The organism is Geminocystis sp. NIES-3709 (genome assembly GCF_001548115.1).
Lineage (GTDB): Bacteria > Cyanobacteriota > Cyanobacteriia > Cyanobacteriales > Cyanobacteriaceae > Geminocystis.
The window spans coordinates 1,742,725-1,760,313 of sequence record NZ_AP014821.1 but is presented as its reverse complement, the minus strand read 5'-3'; the positions used below and the strand labels follow the sequence as shown (position 1 = coordinate 1,760,313).

Annotated in this window: 14 protein-coding genes; 5 read left to right on the top strand and 9 right to left on the bottom strand. The window is 30.0% G+C overall.

From position 1 onward, the window contains the following. Window positions 1-211: 211 nt before the first annotated feature. Window positions 212-940, bottom strand: coding sequence for a hypothetical protein (locus tag GM3709_RS07555; RefSeq protein WP_066117967.1), 729 nt, complete (start codon window positions 938-940; stop codon window positions 212-214). A gap of 119 nt (window positions 941-1,059) precedes the next feature. On the opposite strand from GM3709_RS07555, the gene GM3709_RS07550 reads away from it, so the two are divergent. Continuing rightward, entirely contained in the window at window positions 1,060-1,293 is a 234-nt protein-coding gene (locus tag GM3709_RS07550; protein WP_066117965.1) for a hypothetical protein, read from the top strand. A gap of 59 nt (window positions 1,294-1,352) precedes the next feature. On the opposite strand, the gene GM3709_RS07545 is transcribed toward GM3709_RS07550, so the two are convergent. The 8 genes from GM3709_RS07545 to GM3709_RS21650 form a co-directional block, all read right to left on the bottom strand. Further along, on the bottom strand, window positions 1,353-2,630 hold the full coding sequence (locus tag GM3709_RS07545; RefSeq protein ID WP_082712960.1) for a VWA domain-containing protein: 1,278 nt from the start codon (window positions 2,628-2,630) through the stop codon (window positions 1,353-1,355). After that, a complete protein-coding gene (locus GM3709_RS07540; protein WP_066117963.1) occupies window positions 2,575-3,681 on the bottom strand; it encodes a hypothetical protein in 1,107 nt (368 codons plus the stop codon). Before GM3709_RS07540 ends, GM3709_RS07545 begins: the two co-directional genes overlap by 56 nt. Window positions 3,682-4,110: 429 nt before the next feature. After that, window positions 4,111-6,252, bottom strand: a complete 2,142-nt coding sequence (locus GM3709_RS07535) for a protein kinase domain-containing protein (RefSeq protein ID WP_231937635.1) — start codon at window positions 6,250-6,252, stop codon at window positions 4,111-4,113. A 181-nt stretch (window positions 6,253-6,433) separates the two neighbouring features. Further along, complete coding sequence (locus GM3709_RS07530; protein WP_066117960.1) at window positions 6,434-8,308, bottom strand: PP2C family serine/threonine-protein phosphatase; 1,875 nt, start codon at window positions 8,306-8,308, stop codon at window positions 6,434-6,436. Window positions 8,309-8,670: 362 nt separating this feature from the next. Then, on the bottom strand, window positions 8,671-10,071 hold the full coding sequence (locus GM3709_RS07525) for a VWA domain-containing protein (protein WP_066117958.1): 1,401 nt from the start codon (window positions 10,069-10,071) through the stop codon (window positions 8,671-8,673). Window positions 10,072-10,293: 222 nt separating this feature from the next. Next, entirely contained in the window at window positions 10,294-10,686 is a 393-nt protein-coding gene (locus GM3709_RS07520; RefSeq protein ID WP_066117957.1) for a hypothetical protein, read from the bottom strand. 280 nt (window positions 10,687-10,966) lie between these two features. Next, complete coding sequence (locus tag GM3709_RS07515) at window positions 10,967-11,854, bottom strand: hypothetical protein (RefSeq protein ID WP_066117956.1); 888 nt, start codon at window positions 11,852-11,854, stop codon at window positions 10,967-10,969. 173 nt (window positions 11,855-12,027) lie between these two features. Further along, window positions 12,028-12,156, bottom strand: coding sequence for a hypothetical protein (locus GM3709_RS21650; protein WP_255359688.1), 129 nt, complete (start codon window positions 12,154-12,156; stop codon window positions 12,028-12,030). A 259-nt stretch (window positions 12,157-12,415) separates the two neighbouring features. Between GM3709_RS21650 and GM3709_RS07510 the strand changes: the two genes are divergently transcribed. From GM3709_RS07510 to GM3709_RS07490, 4 genes are all read left to right on the top strand, one after another. Next, on the top strand, window positions 12,416-13,165 hold the full coding sequence (locus tag GM3709_RS07510; protein WP_066117954.1) for a hypothetical protein: 750 nt from the start codon (window positions 12,416-12,418) through the stop codon (window positions 13,163-13,165). A gap of 11 nt (window positions 13,166-13,176) precedes the next feature. After that, complete coding sequence (locus GM3709_RS07505; RefSeq protein WP_066117952.1) at window positions 13,177-13,989, top strand: hypothetical protein; 813 nt, start codon at window positions 13,177-13,179, stop codon at window positions 13,987-13,989. A 627-nt stretch (window positions 13,990-14,616) separates the two neighbouring features. Next, the gene (locus GM3709_RS07495; RefSeq protein ID WP_066117948.1) at window positions 14,617-15,483 is read left to right on the top strand and encodes a hypothetical protein; all 867 of its coding nucleotides are present in this window, start codon (window positions 14,617-14,619) and stop codon (window positions 15,481-15,483) included. 114 nt (window positions 15,484-15,597) lie between these two features. Continuing rightward, window positions 15,598-17,580, top strand: coding sequence for a hypothetical protein (locus tag GM3709_RS07490; RefSeq protein WP_066117946.1), 1,983 nt, complete (start codon window positions 15,598-15,600; stop codon window positions 17,578-17,580). The last annotated feature ends 9 nt before the right edge of the window (window positions 17,581-17,589 follow it).

The following is a 17,589-nucleotide window of genomic DNA, read 5'->3' as shown; positions in this document are numbered from 1 at the left end:
CATCTTTAAATTACCCGGTATTTTTTGACAGCCAGTATCGTGATCAAATCAATTTCAGCCATTTGAGCCGAATTATTGGAATTTTGAATATTATTACCAGTGCTGATATTTTCTTGTTTATTACAGGCGGTTATAATAAATACAATAATTACCAAAAATTTTGAAAAATAAAATCTAAATAAAACTATAATATTCTATATATTTTCAACTTTTATTGATAAACTTTAGTCGGTTCACCTACATAAGCATTTGGGATTTTTTCTGATATAAACTGTGCAAAAGATAACGCTTGATCTTTACTTAAAAAAGATGCCACTTGAATTATCTTATCTCCACTTAATTTATCCCTCTTTTGATAAGAGTCTTGACAAAAATTATTTATAGCAATATCTAAATACTCTGGATTGTAAGGAATATTAACAGGGTAAAAATCAAGAGGATATAGGGAAGAATCTGAGGGTTTTTCATCACCACAACTAGATTTAGGAAAATCAGTTAAATTCCATCTATAATTATCCTCATTATTATCACTTAAATTATTGTCTTGATTTAGACTAAAACTAATTTGAAAAGATTGTGAACCTTGAGGCAAATAAACCTCTATTAAATACCGGCCATCAAGAGGTAAATTAATATCATTAACTAATTGATTATTAGGGGCGTAAATATCAATACAAATATTATTATCTTCTGTTTTATATTCCAGCTTATCTCCCGCCGAAGCGGTGAAACTAAAACCGATTTTTTCCCCTTGTTTAATCATTCCGGACTGTTTGATCGTACCATCATTAAAATCTAATGATTTAACCTTATCTTCCGTTAATTCTACCTTATTTTGACTCAAACAATCATTAAGATTATTAGTTTCATTATCGGAGTTATTATTATTTTGACAACTAGAAATCAATAAAAAAGTAACTATTACTAACCATTTATACATAACAAAAATTTGCCAAATTTTCTAGGATAATCTTCGGTTTAAGAATACAATAGTTATTGTACCAGTATAAGAAAACAAAGATATAATAAAATATTAGTTAATTTGTCATAATAATATGTATGGAATTAATAATTAATTTTTCCGATAGCTTAAGCAAACAAAAAATAAAACAATTAACTGCAAAAATACAAACTTTATTAACAAGTGAAGTACTAGATTTAAACATTGAAACTAAGTTAAAAAGTTCTAATGATGCTTGGAATAATTTAGATTTTGATAACCTTGTTGTTGATACAGGAATTGAAGATTTTGCTCTCAATCACGACTATTATTTATACGGAATGAATAAATAACAAGCTGGATTTACTATTCTTTTAAAATAGTTTCTTCCTTTTTCCTAATTCCTCATTCCTCATTCTTCTAGAGTTTTTTGTTTTAAAAATTTACCCCAAAAATAGAAGGGTAAAACTCCAAATAAACCCAAACTAATTAGGGTAGAAAAAAAGATTAACAAACGAATATTTAAAGGTAGTGTACGCCCAAAGACAGGTATTGTATAAAGTTTTTCATCAGACTTAACAGATATAGCTTCTACTGTCACTTTATGGGTTGCTCCTCGATCGGGATTAGGATCAATATAAGTAATTTCGTACTCTCCTAATAAGGCATTAAGAAATAATTGGAGATTTTCAGCAATATCTTGAGCATCTCCTGAAAATTCAGCGATTCCTCCTGTTTTTTTGGCAATTTCGGCTAATCTTTGTTCATCGACAAATTCTTCCTCTGACACTTTTCCTTTATTGATGTCTTCACGGGTAGCAGGTTTAGGTAATTTATATTTTTGTGCCAATTGTTGAGGAGTTAAACCATAGCCTAATGTATGAACAATTATGTTGTTATAATCTTCTAATTGTTCCAGTAATTTGGCAAAATCTTGGGCTTCATTGGGGGCGTTATGATAACCGTCTGAGACTAAAATTATTGATAATCTAGGTTCTAATTTTCCTTTATTTTGTTCTTCTTCCGTGAGATAAAAACGGCTATCTTCTGGATTTCCTAAAAATTTTATAGCGGTTTCTAAGGGTTGATAAAGATTAGTTGATGCACAGGGTTTTGTACTTGCTAAATAGCTTAAAAAGTTAGTTAATTTAACATCATTAGGGCTTAAAAAATTGTCTAATTCTTGTTTAGTGACTTTGAACCCTTCACATTTTTTGTTTCCCTCTCCAAAAGGCACGATCGAAACTTGAGTATTTCCGCCTCTTTGGGCTAAGATTGAGAGAAACTCAGTAGTAGCTTCCATCGCCCCTTCTAACTTCGTTTTACCACTACTATCAGGAGTTAACATACTCCCAGACATATCTAACAATATCACAATCCATGCTGGAGGTGGCTCAGATTCTTCGGGGGATTTCCAATTTTTGCGCTCAATCTCAATGTCATTTCCCTCTACTTCTAGCTTGAAATCTTTATGAGATAATCCCATTAAAGGTCGATCGCCTTCTCCCGTTACCTTAACTCGAATAGTAACTTGATCATCATTAACAGTAGTGCGAACAATATCAACTTTTTTCGGATTTTTTCCCTGTGCAGAAATAGGGCTAATTAAGGTGATAAAAAATAAAAAAGCTAAACTAACCTTGGGGATCGAAAAAGCGGTTATAATAGACGAAACGGAAAATTTTTTCATGATTAATAATAATAGTATTTTCTGAATTATTTTCACCTTTTAAAATAGAGTAAAATGTAACTAAATAATTATGTTTTAAAACAATATTTTTTTTAGTTTTTAAGTCCTCACCATTAATAGCAATATGATTAAAATATAAAACATGGGGAATTAATATAGCTTCCCTCGATTTTATTTCAATAGTAGCTACATGATCAGGTAAACTAGGGATGTAAATATGACAGTCATTATTAGAGCCTATTTTGAAACTCCCTTTTGACGGTAGTTTAATAGATAAACCCTCCTCAATACGATCGAGACTACTATCACTAACAAAAGTTAACACAGATTGATCAATACGAGGATAATCTTTACTAAGATTGATGGATTCAGGGGAAATTTGAGCAAAAATTTGACTAACATATTCAAAACCACTACCTGCCCTAAGAGCGACTAAATAACTAGGAGAACTCGTTAAACTAAAAGTTAAGCCCAAAAACAAGCCTAAAACGCTAAAACCGATAGGATCTTCTGCTAAACGGAGATTTTTCGGCATTTCTTGTAAAAATACTCGCACCACTTCAAACAAAATAGCGGCCAAAAAACTTGCCCCCATAGCACCACCAATACTAGCAATTAAACGGTGAAGAAATCGCTTTTTATCCCCAGCTTCTACCGTTTCCCAACGCCATGTTAACCCCTCTGCCAAGCCAACAGCAACCCCAATTAATAACCATCCGACAATTCTCACTATCACCGCAGGAATTCCAAAAAAAGGTAAAAATAAAATTTGTGCGATCGCACCTGAGAATAAACCAATAATTAATCCTAATCCCAAAGCAATTAAGACGGGAAATTTTGCCTTTTTTAAACACAATTTTGGACGAGTAGGACTAGAGATAAAAATTTCATTTAACACCATGCCAATGGCTAAAGAAATAGCAATACACGGATATAAAATCAATTCAGGAAAAGAAGAAAATAAACCTAAATCCGTAAGAAAAAATTGTCCAATATTCCAGCCAATTAAAGCAGAAGTAATTCCTGCAATTAAATATAAATAAATACGCATAAATTATTGTGCAAAAATATAACAAAAACAAAAAACTTATTACTAATATAGTATATAGAAGTTCTAATCATTATAATATACAAATTTTAAATTTAAGCCTTCCAATTTTAGGGATTTACAGGGCGAGAAATTTACCTCATTAGTTTGAGACTTGCTATATATAATATCTATAAATTAATCATAAATAATAATTGTATAAGAGAAGGAGGAAGAAAAAATTCTTAAAATGACTAAAAATATCAGTTAAATTTAGTAAATAAATTGAAGCAATGAAATTCTGTTAATTTTAAATAAATTATTTATATTACTCTCTAGCTTTATTGACAATTTTATATCGAACTGAAGTTAATTGAATATAGGTATAATTTATTTAGAAAATATAAGCAAAAATGTTCGATTTTTCGATAAAACTTATCAAGTTGAAAAAAATCAAGACTTTAAGCCAATAACTTGTAATTGTTTTTTCAACACAGTCGAATAAAGAGAATTTTGCTCGGAATATAATTTTATAGCTTGTCGATAGTTATTTATTATATCAATAGATTTTATTTGATCATTATCTAACTTTTTCTGACTTAGTAAAACCCATGCTAAGTTATGATATAATTCTGGTAATTTATTATTAGATTGAACGGCTTTTTCTAAATAATTTTGAGCTTTTGTCCATTGATTTTGAAGAGCAAACAACATTCCTAAACGATAGTAAACTAAATAATTATCATTAAATTTTTGTTCATATTGACTATAACAATTAATGGCATTATCTCTTTGATTTAGTTTTTCATAAATAATTCCTTGATTGATTAAAATCCAATGGGGAAAATCAGCACAAGAAATTGCTTTTTGTAAATAATTCATCCCCTCATTTAACTTATTTTCTTTGGCAAAATACCATCCTTTTAATCCCCAACTATAACCACTATTAGAGATTTGTTGACAAAAATCATCAATTTTTCTAACTACATCTTGAGCATTTTTCGTGATAACTGCCTGTTTTAAGGCTAAAATTAGTATAGGATAAATCCATTCTTGGACTTGCTTACTCTTATTACTATTAGATTGCTTACACTTAAAAATAGCCTGAGTAGCGGGGGGAATGGTTGCCTTCCATTGTCCTTGTTGTGCTAAAATCCACGCCTTAACCCCCAAAGAAAAAGTACAATTACTATCTAAAGATAAGGCTTCATTAATTACCTTTTCGGCTTCTTGATATTTACCTAACTTACCTAACCCCCAAGCTAAATTACTCTTAATCCATGATTGTTGTGATGCTAACTGAGAGGCTTTTTGTAAATCCGATACTGCTTTTTGCCAATTTGCTTGACGACAAGCTATTAAGCCTAAAACTCCGTAAATTCTACCATCGGAGGGATTTAATTTAATTGCCTGATGGGCTGTAATTTCGGCTTCTTGAGGGTTAATATGAATTTGCACTAAGGCTAATTCTACCATCGCTCGATCGTTATTCGGTTCATTTTGTAAACAATTTTGATAGGCTTTTATGGCTTCTATTAAATTATTTTGATTAACAAAATCTTGTGCTTTTTTATGGAAAGGAGACAGAAAATTTCCTTGTAAAGCCTTAATTAATTCCTCCGCAGTTTGGAATCTTTCTTCAACGTTAATACGCATTCCTATTAAAATAATATTCTCCATTAAAGAGCTAATTTCTGGGCGTAATTGACGAAGAGAAATTAAAGGATCTGATTGTTTTTTTTGATAAATTAATTTTATCCTCTCAGGGGCTTCTATTGGTAATTTTCCCGTTAATAATTCATACATTGAGGCACATAAAGCATAAATATCTGTTGCAGCAAATCGTTTTCCTTTAGTGCTATATTGCTCATAGGCTGCATATCCTTGAGTTAAAGTAGTACTCATAGTACTTGTCATCCCATCAATAAATTCTTTAGTTGCACCAAAGTCAATTAAAATAGGATTATCTTGATTATTAATAATAATATTTTCTGGTTTTATATCTCTATGTAAAAAATTATTTTGATGAACTACTTTCAATGTTTCTGCTACCTGAATAAAATATTTTTTAACTCTATTTTCACTTAAAATGCCGTCATCTTTTAAAATTTTTGATAAGGATTTACCCTCAATAAATTCCATTACGATATAAGCGGTATTATTTTCTTCAAAACAATCATAAATTTTGGGAATATTAGTATGAGTACACTTTTTTTGATTATTAGCTTCTAACTTAAACTTATGAATTTGTAATTGTTTTTCTTTAGGTGAAGTATTAAAAGACCAAATTACATTATTATCAACTCTAGCAGATTTTTCGGGCCACAATTCTTTAATAGCAACTGTAACATTACTGGTTAAATAAATTCCTTTATAGGTAATACCAAAACCGCCTTCTCCGAGGGTTTCTAATATTTGATAACTCCCATTTAATAAAAAGGTATTTGGTTTTAAATGATGAGGAGAAAAACCACCAGTATTTTTATCTTTTTTTATGTCATTATCGGTATAAAATTCTAGTAGAGAATAACCACAAATTTGACAATTATTTGTACCGATAGAATTATTTTCTAAACAGGCAGGACATTGAATCATGATATTTTATTTTGAGATAAAATTTAAAAGTAAAGATAGTCTAAAAAGCAAAAATTTCTCATTCATTTAAAGTATATTAATAAAAAACATATTATAAAAACTATTTTCAATTTAATAAACTACATTCTCAAATTTTTGTGGAGAGTGCATTCCTCTACTAACTTATAGTATTAATATTTTATTAAAATTTATAGGATTCGATAGAACATTTTAAGACAAGAATAGTAGCATTATCAGATGCACCTTCATTTAAAACTTGTGTGATAATTTTATTAATCGCTAAATCGAGGTTATTTTCCTGATTAAATATGTCTAAAAACTGTTGATTAGTAAAGTAATCCCAGACTCCATCAGTGCATAGAATTAAGAGATCATTATTTTCTAAAATGAGAGATATTTTATCATTATTTTTACTTAAATCCTGCACATAACCACTGGTTAAAACTGATTTTGAACCCAAAGATTTAATTAAGACATTTCTATCAGGATGATTGATACTTTCCTCTTCTGTAATTTGTCCACTAGCTAACATCATATTAACTAAAGAATGATCTTCACTGAGCTGTTTTATTTCTCCATTTGTGATTAAATAAATACGACTATCCCCTACATGACTAATCATTAATTGATTATTTATTCCTAAAATTACACTTAAAGTCGTACCTCCATCTTTTACCTGTTGATTAATATTTTTATTAGCTTGATTAAAGATTTCTATTAACCATTTTTGTTGGCTTTCTTGACTGTTTAAATCAAAATCTATAGGTGTTTTTAATAAAGTTTGAATAGCTAATTTACTGGCTAATTCTCCATCTACCATTCCTCCCATCCCATCAGCAATTCCTGCTATAACAATATTATTTTGATTAATTTCTTGCTCTTTAATTCCATAGCTGTCTTCATTAACTAATCTTTTTTGAGATAAACCTAGTATAGATTTTTTCAGAATTTGCCATGAGATTGTTTTATGTCTTAAAGCATTTCTTGTCTCAATTAGGATTTGTAATAGTTGATTTAGGGAGTATCTTTCTTCCGGAATAGGAGATAGAGAAATTTGCAAAATTTGGTAAATTCTGGGTATTAAATTAAAGGTTAAATTTTGAGTATTTGGTAACTGATTATTGTGAAACATTTGATACATTAGGCTACCAATAACATAACTACTCATAAATTGATTAATCTCTTTACTGTAGCTTAATTCTGGTGGGCAATAATTGCCTAGTAACCCTGTGTTTAATACTATTTCTTGAGGATAAATACAAGTTAAATCATATAACTTAATAGGAGTTTCGATCGAGATATAATCAGGAGATAAGTTAAGAGAATACCAACCATTTTGGGATAAATAAAAAAATCCTTGACAAAGGATGACTAACAAAGATAATTTTTCTTCGTCACTATGAGATTGAGTTAACCAGTGAGTAAGAGTATTTTTTTCCGGTGGATAAGGAGTAAGAATTAATAATTTGGTTGATGATTCTTGGTTGGTAACTTCAATTTCGGGATAGTATTCTTCTTCTAAATAATCGTCTTCTATTTTACCGTCTTCTTTTAAATAATTATCTTCTATTTTCTTTTTTTTCAACTCATGATGATGATTATCTTTTTCATTGATAATAAAATCCTTTGTTAATTCATCATCTTTTTCTTCTTTGTTTTCATCTTCTTGATTATCTATTATTTCTAAATTTTGACTATTAGTCAAAAGTGAATTTTCTTTTACTTTTAAATCGGAATATAAATTAAGAAAATAATTTTCTTCTGGGTTGGATAAATTAATAATGACATTTTCTAGGGTAATATTTGCCCATAAATCGCTAATCATACCATAATTATTAAGTTGATTTCTGAGCTTAATTTCATGAGACAAATTACTTTCAATATCACCTATTCTGAGTAATCCGAGGGATTGATTTAAGGTTAATTTTTCAGCTTTGACTACCTTTACTTGATAATAGTGAATTTGGTTATTTAATACTCCTAAATATTTAATAATTTCTACTTCAATATTATCTAAAGTTATAGTTTTTCCCGTTTGAATTGTGACTAATTGCATTAATTTTTAGTGAATATTTCTATAGTAAGTAAGGTGTGCTGAATAAAGACAAAAGCTATTAAAATCAAAGGTTTAGACATACTACATTAACCAAAAAATCCACAGTTTTAGCGATTTTTACTCAAAAACTTAACACTTTTGATCTTATTTTTATTAGTTACAAAAATACTTGTTGAGTAGATTAACAACATCAAAACCTTGATTTTTTGATATTTCTTCTATCTCCTGTCTCCTAACTCCTACTCTCATAAAAAGACTTTTTCAGCGTACCCTAATTAATAGTTAATATTGAGTCGCTTTAGCCGACTTCGGCTATTAGCATTAAAATAAATTTCAATGTGAGTGATAATGATATTGATTATTTAAGTGCCGGTTATTTCTCTAATTTTGTCATCAGATAAGCCCTCATCTAAATCAGTAGTTGACATTTTTACTGTTTTACCCTTAGCCCCCATTTTAACAGTTTTACGAGTGGTCGAAGAAATTTTACGGGTTTTGCGTAACTCGATAATACCTTCATTGAGGGATTCCAACATATCCTGATTACCAATTCTAACGGTAAGACGACGAGCTGTTTCCATTTTTTGCTCTGCTAATTCGGGGTTAGTTTCCGCTAGTCGTGTAGCTTCATCGACAATACTGCTAATATTTCGTTGTTGAACATAGCCCATTACTTCTTGATCAACGTCGGCAGTTCCACTCTGTCCTGCTAAAAATTGGACTACAATATTCTGGGGAGGTAATTCTCCTCGACGATTTTGGGCGGGGACATCGTAGGTTAAGCCCAATTGTGCTATCCTTACCCTAGAACTGGCTCTACTGTCCACATCAAACTCAAGAATAAAGATGGTTTCATCGTTGCCTATTGCTGAACCAATATGATAGGGTTGGTGTAGTAATGGAAATTCTGCTTGTTCAGGATATACTTTTGTTACTCTTTTTAATTCAACTCCTTTGACGGTTTTGACAGTCATGGCAAGGTTATTAATAACTTCATTGATGGTATCTTGATATTCTTCAAATATTGTTTCTGGTACTTTCTCTACTGGTATTTGTGTGCCTTTTGCTTCTTTTTCGACAATATGATAAAGTCGCCCTGCAGTTGTATCACCTAAGTTTATTAACAAATCTTCGTTATATTCTCCTATGCCCAAAGCTGTAATAGGAATACTATTTTCTCCAAATTTTTTCGCTAATTCTTGACACTCAAATTCATCAAAAGTTTGGCCATCTGTAAAAATAATTGCTCTTTTACTTGTCATGAATTGACTTTGTAATATCTTTAATGCTTTTTCCATACCTCTCCCCATGCAAGTACCACCGCTAAATTCTTTCAACCGTGCGATCGCATTTTTTAAGTCTTGTTTTTGAGTAGCCGGTGTTAAGGGAAGAAGGATAGTAGCCTGATCATCAAACTGAATTAAGCAGACTTTATCTTGTTGATTAAGTAAACCTGAATCGATTAAATTATGAAGAGATTCAATAACAATATCAATCTTACTTTTACCTCCAGTTACCTCTCGATATTGGTTGCCATCAATAGAGAGAATATTACCTGTAGGTTGAGGATTTCCCGATACAATTTCATACATTGAACCACTGGTGTCAATTAAGATACTAACAGCAGTATTAGGACGACTATTCGCTACTTCTTTTGTAGGGCGTAATTTTAACATGATAAAAAGTTTTTGATCAGGAGTATCCGCCACTAAAAATTCTCGATGAAGAGTAATTGTTACTTTTAAAGGGTTGTTTAAATCCATATTTTTTTAGAGAATTGATAGATTAACTTGACAGTCATGAGTTTAGCCATTTTCTTAAAAGCTAACTAATAAATTATAGTAATGAAAAAATCCTAATCAAAGATTATAGCAAGAAATCTAAAACTTTTAATTTTTAGTAAAAATGCCTAATTTCTAAATAAGATTAATAAAAATTTTAAACTGTCTATTTATTTAAAACAGAAACTAATTTACTGATAAAATTTAAAGATAAAAGATACTAGATAAAGGGGGTAAAACGCCTTCTGATGGTTCAATGTTTTCTAAATCTGGACTGATTAAATTAGGAATATCTTGATTACCTAAATCTATTAATAATTTTAATTTTTCATCAAGGATTGATTTTAATTGAAGATGAATAGGAGTTGAACGATAACCCTCTTTTATATCTTCTATCCAAGTGTTAATTATTTGCTGTAATTGATAGTCATTAAGAATAGTAGAAGACTGATTTTCTAGTTGTTTTTTCATACTGGCAGTAATTTCATCCTTAAAAATAACTTCGGGATTATCTTCTTGGTTTTGATTTAATTGCAAACTATAACTATAACTATGATTATCCTCTTTATTAATGATTGTTAATGTATATTTTACCATTACTTATAATTATTTTTAACTATTTTGACATATGATTCAAGAAAAAAATTGATAAGGTTATCTATAATATAAGGCTTGGATAATCAATAAGATTAAAATTGAGTAAAATAATTTTACAAAATAACATTTGGATATTGATCAATTTCTGAATATTTCATTCCTAGTTTATCAAGAATCTCAAAACTTCCTAACCTTAATATAGCAATAGATGAGGGTTGAATACTATTTAATTCCGACAGCCATGGAAAATTAAATAATTATCCAAATGTAATGTCGTTTATTATTGGGTTTTTATTTCAATGGCAATATTACCTAATTTACGTATATCACCACTTTTTAATTCTTGAGTTAATTGTTTCATTTTTTGTCCGTGTTCCTGATCAAAGTTAATAAAAATTTGCTTATTTTCAAGGTATATTTTAGCTGTTATAGGGGTATAACCTTGAGATTTTGGTAAATAAATATGGGCTTTATTACTACTGCCTAAAATCACTGGTTGACTACCTAACGATACTGTTTTTTGCTCGTTTTCTCCATAATGTACAATTAACCATGCGTCTCGAAAAACGGCTTCAATTAAGACTATCATTAAACCAATTAAAAAACCGATAGAGGCTAATCCGAAAATACGCCCAATTATTTCTCCTGCAATTAAGCTAAAAGCGATAAAAAGACAACCCCCAATTATTCCTCCTAAAAACCCTCCTCCTAACCCTCGAATTTTGTCTAAATTTGGGATACGAAAACTTAAACCAAATCCCAACAATCCTCCCGCTATACCCCAACATATTAGCCTTAATGTCTCCGTTGCACCTAATAAGCTAAATATCCCCTGTGCGATAGCTCCAGCGATTAAACCTGATACTAACCCCGGCAATAGCGCAGATTTGAGGCTTTCTCCCCACCTTATGCCTCTTTTTAAGTAGCAACTATACCCTAATAATAGACTAAGGGCGATCGACAGTCCAATAATGGCAAACCAAAAGCCTACGGTTACCACTAAAGCCATGAAGATAGTTTGATTTTCTCCTACCAATATAATATCACCAATGATACTACCGATCGCACCACCCATCGCCCCCCATAAACCGAGTTGTAAAGCTTGTTGAGAGTTATCGAGGATATTTTTGAAAAAATTCTTACTGGAGAAAGGTTTTGTGAGAATCATGATTTATTTCAAAGTATTTTTATTTTATTTTTGCCCTTCACTTAACCATGTAAAATACTCAATAACAGTATCGGGAATAACGATCGATCTTAAAGTTAAAAACCTTACTATTTCTATGGATAAATTTTGTTATTAAGAGCTAAATTTATATTATTACGGTTAAGAATTTCCTCTCATTCTTCTTGATTATAGTCGTTATATTGAATGGCTCGATCGATAATTTCTAAATGTTCTTGTTTGATATTCGCCCGTCTGGTTAAACCTTTAACCGCTGTAATAATTTTATCTCTTTCTATGTTCATACATGAAATACTGTTAGTTTTAATGATATTTTATTATAATGCATTAAATTAATGTATAGTGTTTTTAATAATTTTGAGGTACAAATAAAACAAGTCTTTTTTATTAAGTAGGGCGTTTTCAGAGTCGAGGTAAAATTATATTTTATAAGTTCAATTTATTGAACGATAGCTGTTAGCTTTGTCAATTTATTACAAGGTAATTTATTTTAATCATATCAATCATTTAATATTAAATTATAGTAAAAAAAAGAGGTGAACTTTGGGAGTAATTTATATCGGCGATCGAATCGCAGGAAAAACACATTTAGCGTTAGAATTAGCCAATCCACAAGGTAATTATGTCAAGGTAATTCACCCCGATTATCAACATCTAAAAAGTTTATTATATGATCATAATTTACATTCAACAAAACCCACAGAAGCGGATAAATCATTCTATGATCAATATCTCAATATTAATGTTCAATTACCGACAGGAAACAAAGAGATTAATTCCTATTGGTTAGATACTGGAGGGGAAATTTGGCGAAAATATTGGCAAGAAGAAAATAAAGCAAAATGGCAAGAATTTTTAAATACAATTAGACAAAGTGAAGGTATTTTATTAATTCTTCCTCCCTATCGTCAATTAGTAACTAATCATCCTAATCCCGAAGAATTTATCACCCAAAAACAATGGTGTAATCGATTCCAAAGATGGGTTAACTTTTTTAAGTATGATTGCCCTAAAATTCGCCATTTATTATTATGCTTAAACAAAGCTGATTTATTTTGTAATGTACAAGAAGAAAGTAATTTATTAGGTTATATACCTAACCGCTCTCATTTCAATTGGCAACAAAGAAATGAATATATTTATCAGCGTTATTTTACCCCTATTCATCCTCATATTAAGGAATTAAATCAAAGTATTTCTGGTTTATCAGTTCGTTTTTTTATTACTAGCATATATAATCGCAATTTGCTAGAATTACCTTGGATATATTTAGGCAGTTTTTTATCAAAATAAGAAAAAATTTTATGGGCAATATAGTTGTAATCGGGCCACGTCGATCGGGCAAAACTACATATTTGGCTGCATTATCTTATTTACCAGCCTTAAGAAGTAGGAAAGGAAAAGAAAGTAATTTTAAAATTCAACCCCTCAATGATGAATCACGAGATTTAGCCGAAAATGCTGAAAATATTATTGTAGAAGGGGCAAATTTTGAGCCGACAACTGTTAATGCCGGTGGAGTAGATGGTTTGCCTTATTATTCTTTTCAATTACAAGTAAAAAAAGGATTATTAAAAAAGCCTGAAAATATCCAAATAAATGTCAGAGATTATCCTGGAGAAGTTTTTGAAAAAATCGCAGATAGAAATTTATCAGATGAAATTCATCAGGAATTTATAGACGAATGTTTGATGAATGATGTCAATGGTTGTTTAATTTTATTTACTCAATGGGAATATGGTACAGATAAATTTTATTATCGGGTAATGAGTCAATTTATTAAACTGATGGACGAAAAAAATAGGAAAAATAATTTAAAATTAGCTGTGGCAATGAGCAAGTGTGAAAGGGGGGAATTATGGGCTGGCAGAATCGATCCTGAAACTGACTTATTTGAGATTCATTTACCCCGCACAAAAACCATTTTAAAAGATAGTATTAACCCGAAAAATTTACGATTTTATGCCCTATCAACCTTCGGAGTTTTACACAAAAATGATCCTCGTCCTAATAGAATAGATCAAGCTGGTTCAAATAGTTCAGAATCGGTTTTAAGAGAGCCAAATAGTTGGCAGCCCTATAATTTAATTGATCCTTTATACTGGTTAAGTAAATAATTAAATTTTACAATTATTATTATGAATACTAAAGAAATTATCCAAAATAAATTAAATAAATTAAATAAACAACAATTGAGTACTATTTATTAATTAATTTAAAAATGAGCAAAAAATTTGTCTGAATCTTTAACATTAATGGAAAAATTACAACAAATTAGTATTTTTGAAGATGGTGATTTTTCTCAAAATATAACGATTCAATTAGAGAGATTTTGATGAATAAAATTTTTATAGATATTCTTTATTAAATTGCTTTGACGAATCTTAAAAATCAATATAATCAGAATGCTTTATTTCTAGTCAATGAATATAATAAGAGTAACTTTTTAACCGCTGATATTTTTTTATTAAAAGTAGGAAATTCTTTAATCAAAAGTCATAAATTTAAGGCACTTACACTTATTAATACCTTATTAACTTTCCCAAAAGTAGAAATTATTAATTTTGATGTTAATTTATTAAATAAAGCCTTAATTTTATATGAAAAATATCAAAATAAATCATGAAAATTAGTTGACTTTTGTTCTTTTATTGTTATGAAAGAAAATAATATTAATCAATCTCTAACTTTTGATAGTCATTTTACACAAGCAAGATTTTAAGCATTAAGGAGATAACTTTTTTATGTTCAAAAATATTATTAATAAACTCAAAAATAAATCAGAATTTACCCAAGAAAATGCTAATATTAGACTCATCGGCGATCGACAATCGGGGAAAACAAGCTATATGGCATCCTTAGCCTACTATCCTAACGCCAGTCAAGACAGTTTTGTACAAGGGATAATTCCCATTGGAGAAAATGCAGAAAATTTAGTAAATTTAGCTCAAAATATCCTTGAACAAGGATTAGCATTAGCACCAACTTTTTTAAATACAAATATAGATGAAGTTAAAGATTATACCCTAAATATCACCTTAGCAAATCAGGTAAAATTAACGATTAATTGTAAAGATTATGCAGGAGAATTTTTTGCTGATTTAATGTTTAAAATAGGAGATTCTCTACTTGATGATTATTTAGATGACTGCCTTCAAGCAACGGGAATTATGCTGTTAATTGACGGCACATCTCACCGTAAAGATAGCGAATATGCTCAAGGATTAGATAAATTTTTAGTAGCTTTAAATCAAGCAGATTTAGGGCAAGAAAAAAGAAGAATTGCGGTGACATTTAGTAAATGTGAGCAATCAGAATTATGGATAAATCGTCAATTTGCCGAGAAAATAGCTAACAATCGTTTTCCCCAACTTTATCGACGTTTACAGGCATGGCAAAAATTAAACATAGGGGAAGTATGTTATTTTACTACCTCCGCCTTTGGAGTCTTAGGGAGTCAATTTCCTGAGCCCAATTCCCAGAAAATAAGTAGAGGTAGAGAAGGCACAAAATCAATCATAAAAAATCCTCGCCGTTGGCGCCCTTATGGCTTAGTATCGCCTATTTATTGGCTTTGTACTGGTAAACGTAACCCCAAATTGGAGGAGTAAATTATGACATCTACGATAACCATATTGTGTCATTGCGAGGCACGAAGCAATCTCCTTTTTTCTTTGATACAAATGCGTAAGTTCAGTTAATCTTAATGAAACTTGAATAAAACTATGACTAGACAAATAGAAATTCACGAATTTAGCACTGGTATTGTTATCGAGACTAAAGCGGATGATAGTTGGTTTTCCAGAGGATTTACGGGGAAATACATGAATCAAACAATTGATCCTCTTCCCAATCCTATCCAAGAAGCTATCAGTAATCGTCTGTTTGCCATTGCCGAAGGCGCATTCACTGACACCTCCGCCATTATCGGTAGAGAGGTAGAGAGTAGAGGAGAAATTTGGTCTGTAGTGGCGGTTGTAACTAAAGCTATTGATGAATCTCGCAGTTTTTCTGCTTATCGTTATTTTGCTGTAGAAGGAAAAGGCAATCTTAATAAGATTTTGCGATTTTTAAAGGAAAATCCCCTCACCTTTAACCCATTTGATGTTAAAACCATCGGCAATCCTCATTTAATCATAAATAACCCTGAAACAAATGTACCTCTTGATAATTTTCGGGATTTATTGACGGATAGCTTCCCTATTATTGTACCCCTCGATCGAGTTTATTCTCCCATGATTGTTAATGCCATAGCGGAAGAAATGGCAGGAGATTCTATTACAGCTTGGGCATATAACGTACAAGCATTAGAAAAACCAGCTAGTTTTTATGTAATTCAAGCTAGTGATGAGAAAGCAGAAGCAATTATTCGCAAAAGTTTAAGTAATCAAGTAATCGTAAATCGTCCTATTTTTGAAGAACAAAAAATCAAAATCGCTATCACTACTTTATGTAAAAAAAATAAGATTAAAGTAGAATATATCCAAACCTTAGAAGACGCTTTAAATAATCCTGATATTAGCGATAAATTTTGGCAAAATATTTTTAATGGACAAGGTTTAAAACAAGCAAAATCTCAAGGTATTTATAATGATGAAATAACGAAACTTTTTACCCTACAGGCGATCATTTTACCTCATACCTTACCAGAATTTATAACATGGCTAAAAGACATCAAAAGAGATGATTTATTAACTACATCTAATAATTTTCAATACGATATATTAAAACTGTTGACTAATCAATTTCGAGCAGAATATATAGTGGGAAGAATCGAGTTAGGAGTTATTTTAATTATTCCTTATTTATTCAAAGATCAGAGTTTAATTGAACAGGTAATCAGTTTATTAAAAACAGAAAAAAGTCTTTGGGGTTATTATTATATTAATGAGATTAGGAAAGAAATTGACCATGATTTAAAGTTAATGAAAAGTTATGCAAAACAGAAACTATTAAATCAGGATTCACCCATTAATAACGAAACAATATCACCTCCAATAATAGGGAAAGAATCTCAATCTGTTGATTTTTCCAACAAATCTTTAGATACTATCAATGATGAATTTCAGATATTTAAAGAAGATTCATGGATAAATATTAGAGATGAATTAGCTATTGCTTGGCGCGTATCTTCTAATCATAATAGATTTAAACCTATCCCTAAATATCAAATATGGGTACGATTATTTAACGGCTTGAATGACAGTAAATGTGCGTTATTTTTTGCCCATATTGCTTATGATAAAGTACCGAAAGATATTTTTAACAAGGTAAAGCCTGTTAGATTTGGGAGTAATTATCATTGTACAATTTATGATGTTAATACAACTAGAGAAGTCGGTATTGTTGAACAATTTATCTTAGAATTAAACGAATTATTAAATGTAAAAATAGATATGAAACTCTGGAAAATTATTATTTTAGTTATTTTTTGCGGATTAAGTGGTTTTTTGCTTCGTGCCTATTTATTAACTTCTACCATAGAAAAATCTATTAATAGTTTTATCAAGGAAGAAACAAAATCTATTACGGATAAAAAACAATTAAAAATAACAAAAGCGGAAATCAAGGAAAATATAGAGAATACCTTTGATACCAAAAATAGTAAGTTAATTAAAGAGGTTTTTAAATGTTATCCTAATGTCGAAAAATGTGAAGTCAAAAATAAATCTGGTGAGCAAAAAGAAGAACAAAAAGAAAATAATTAACAAAATAAT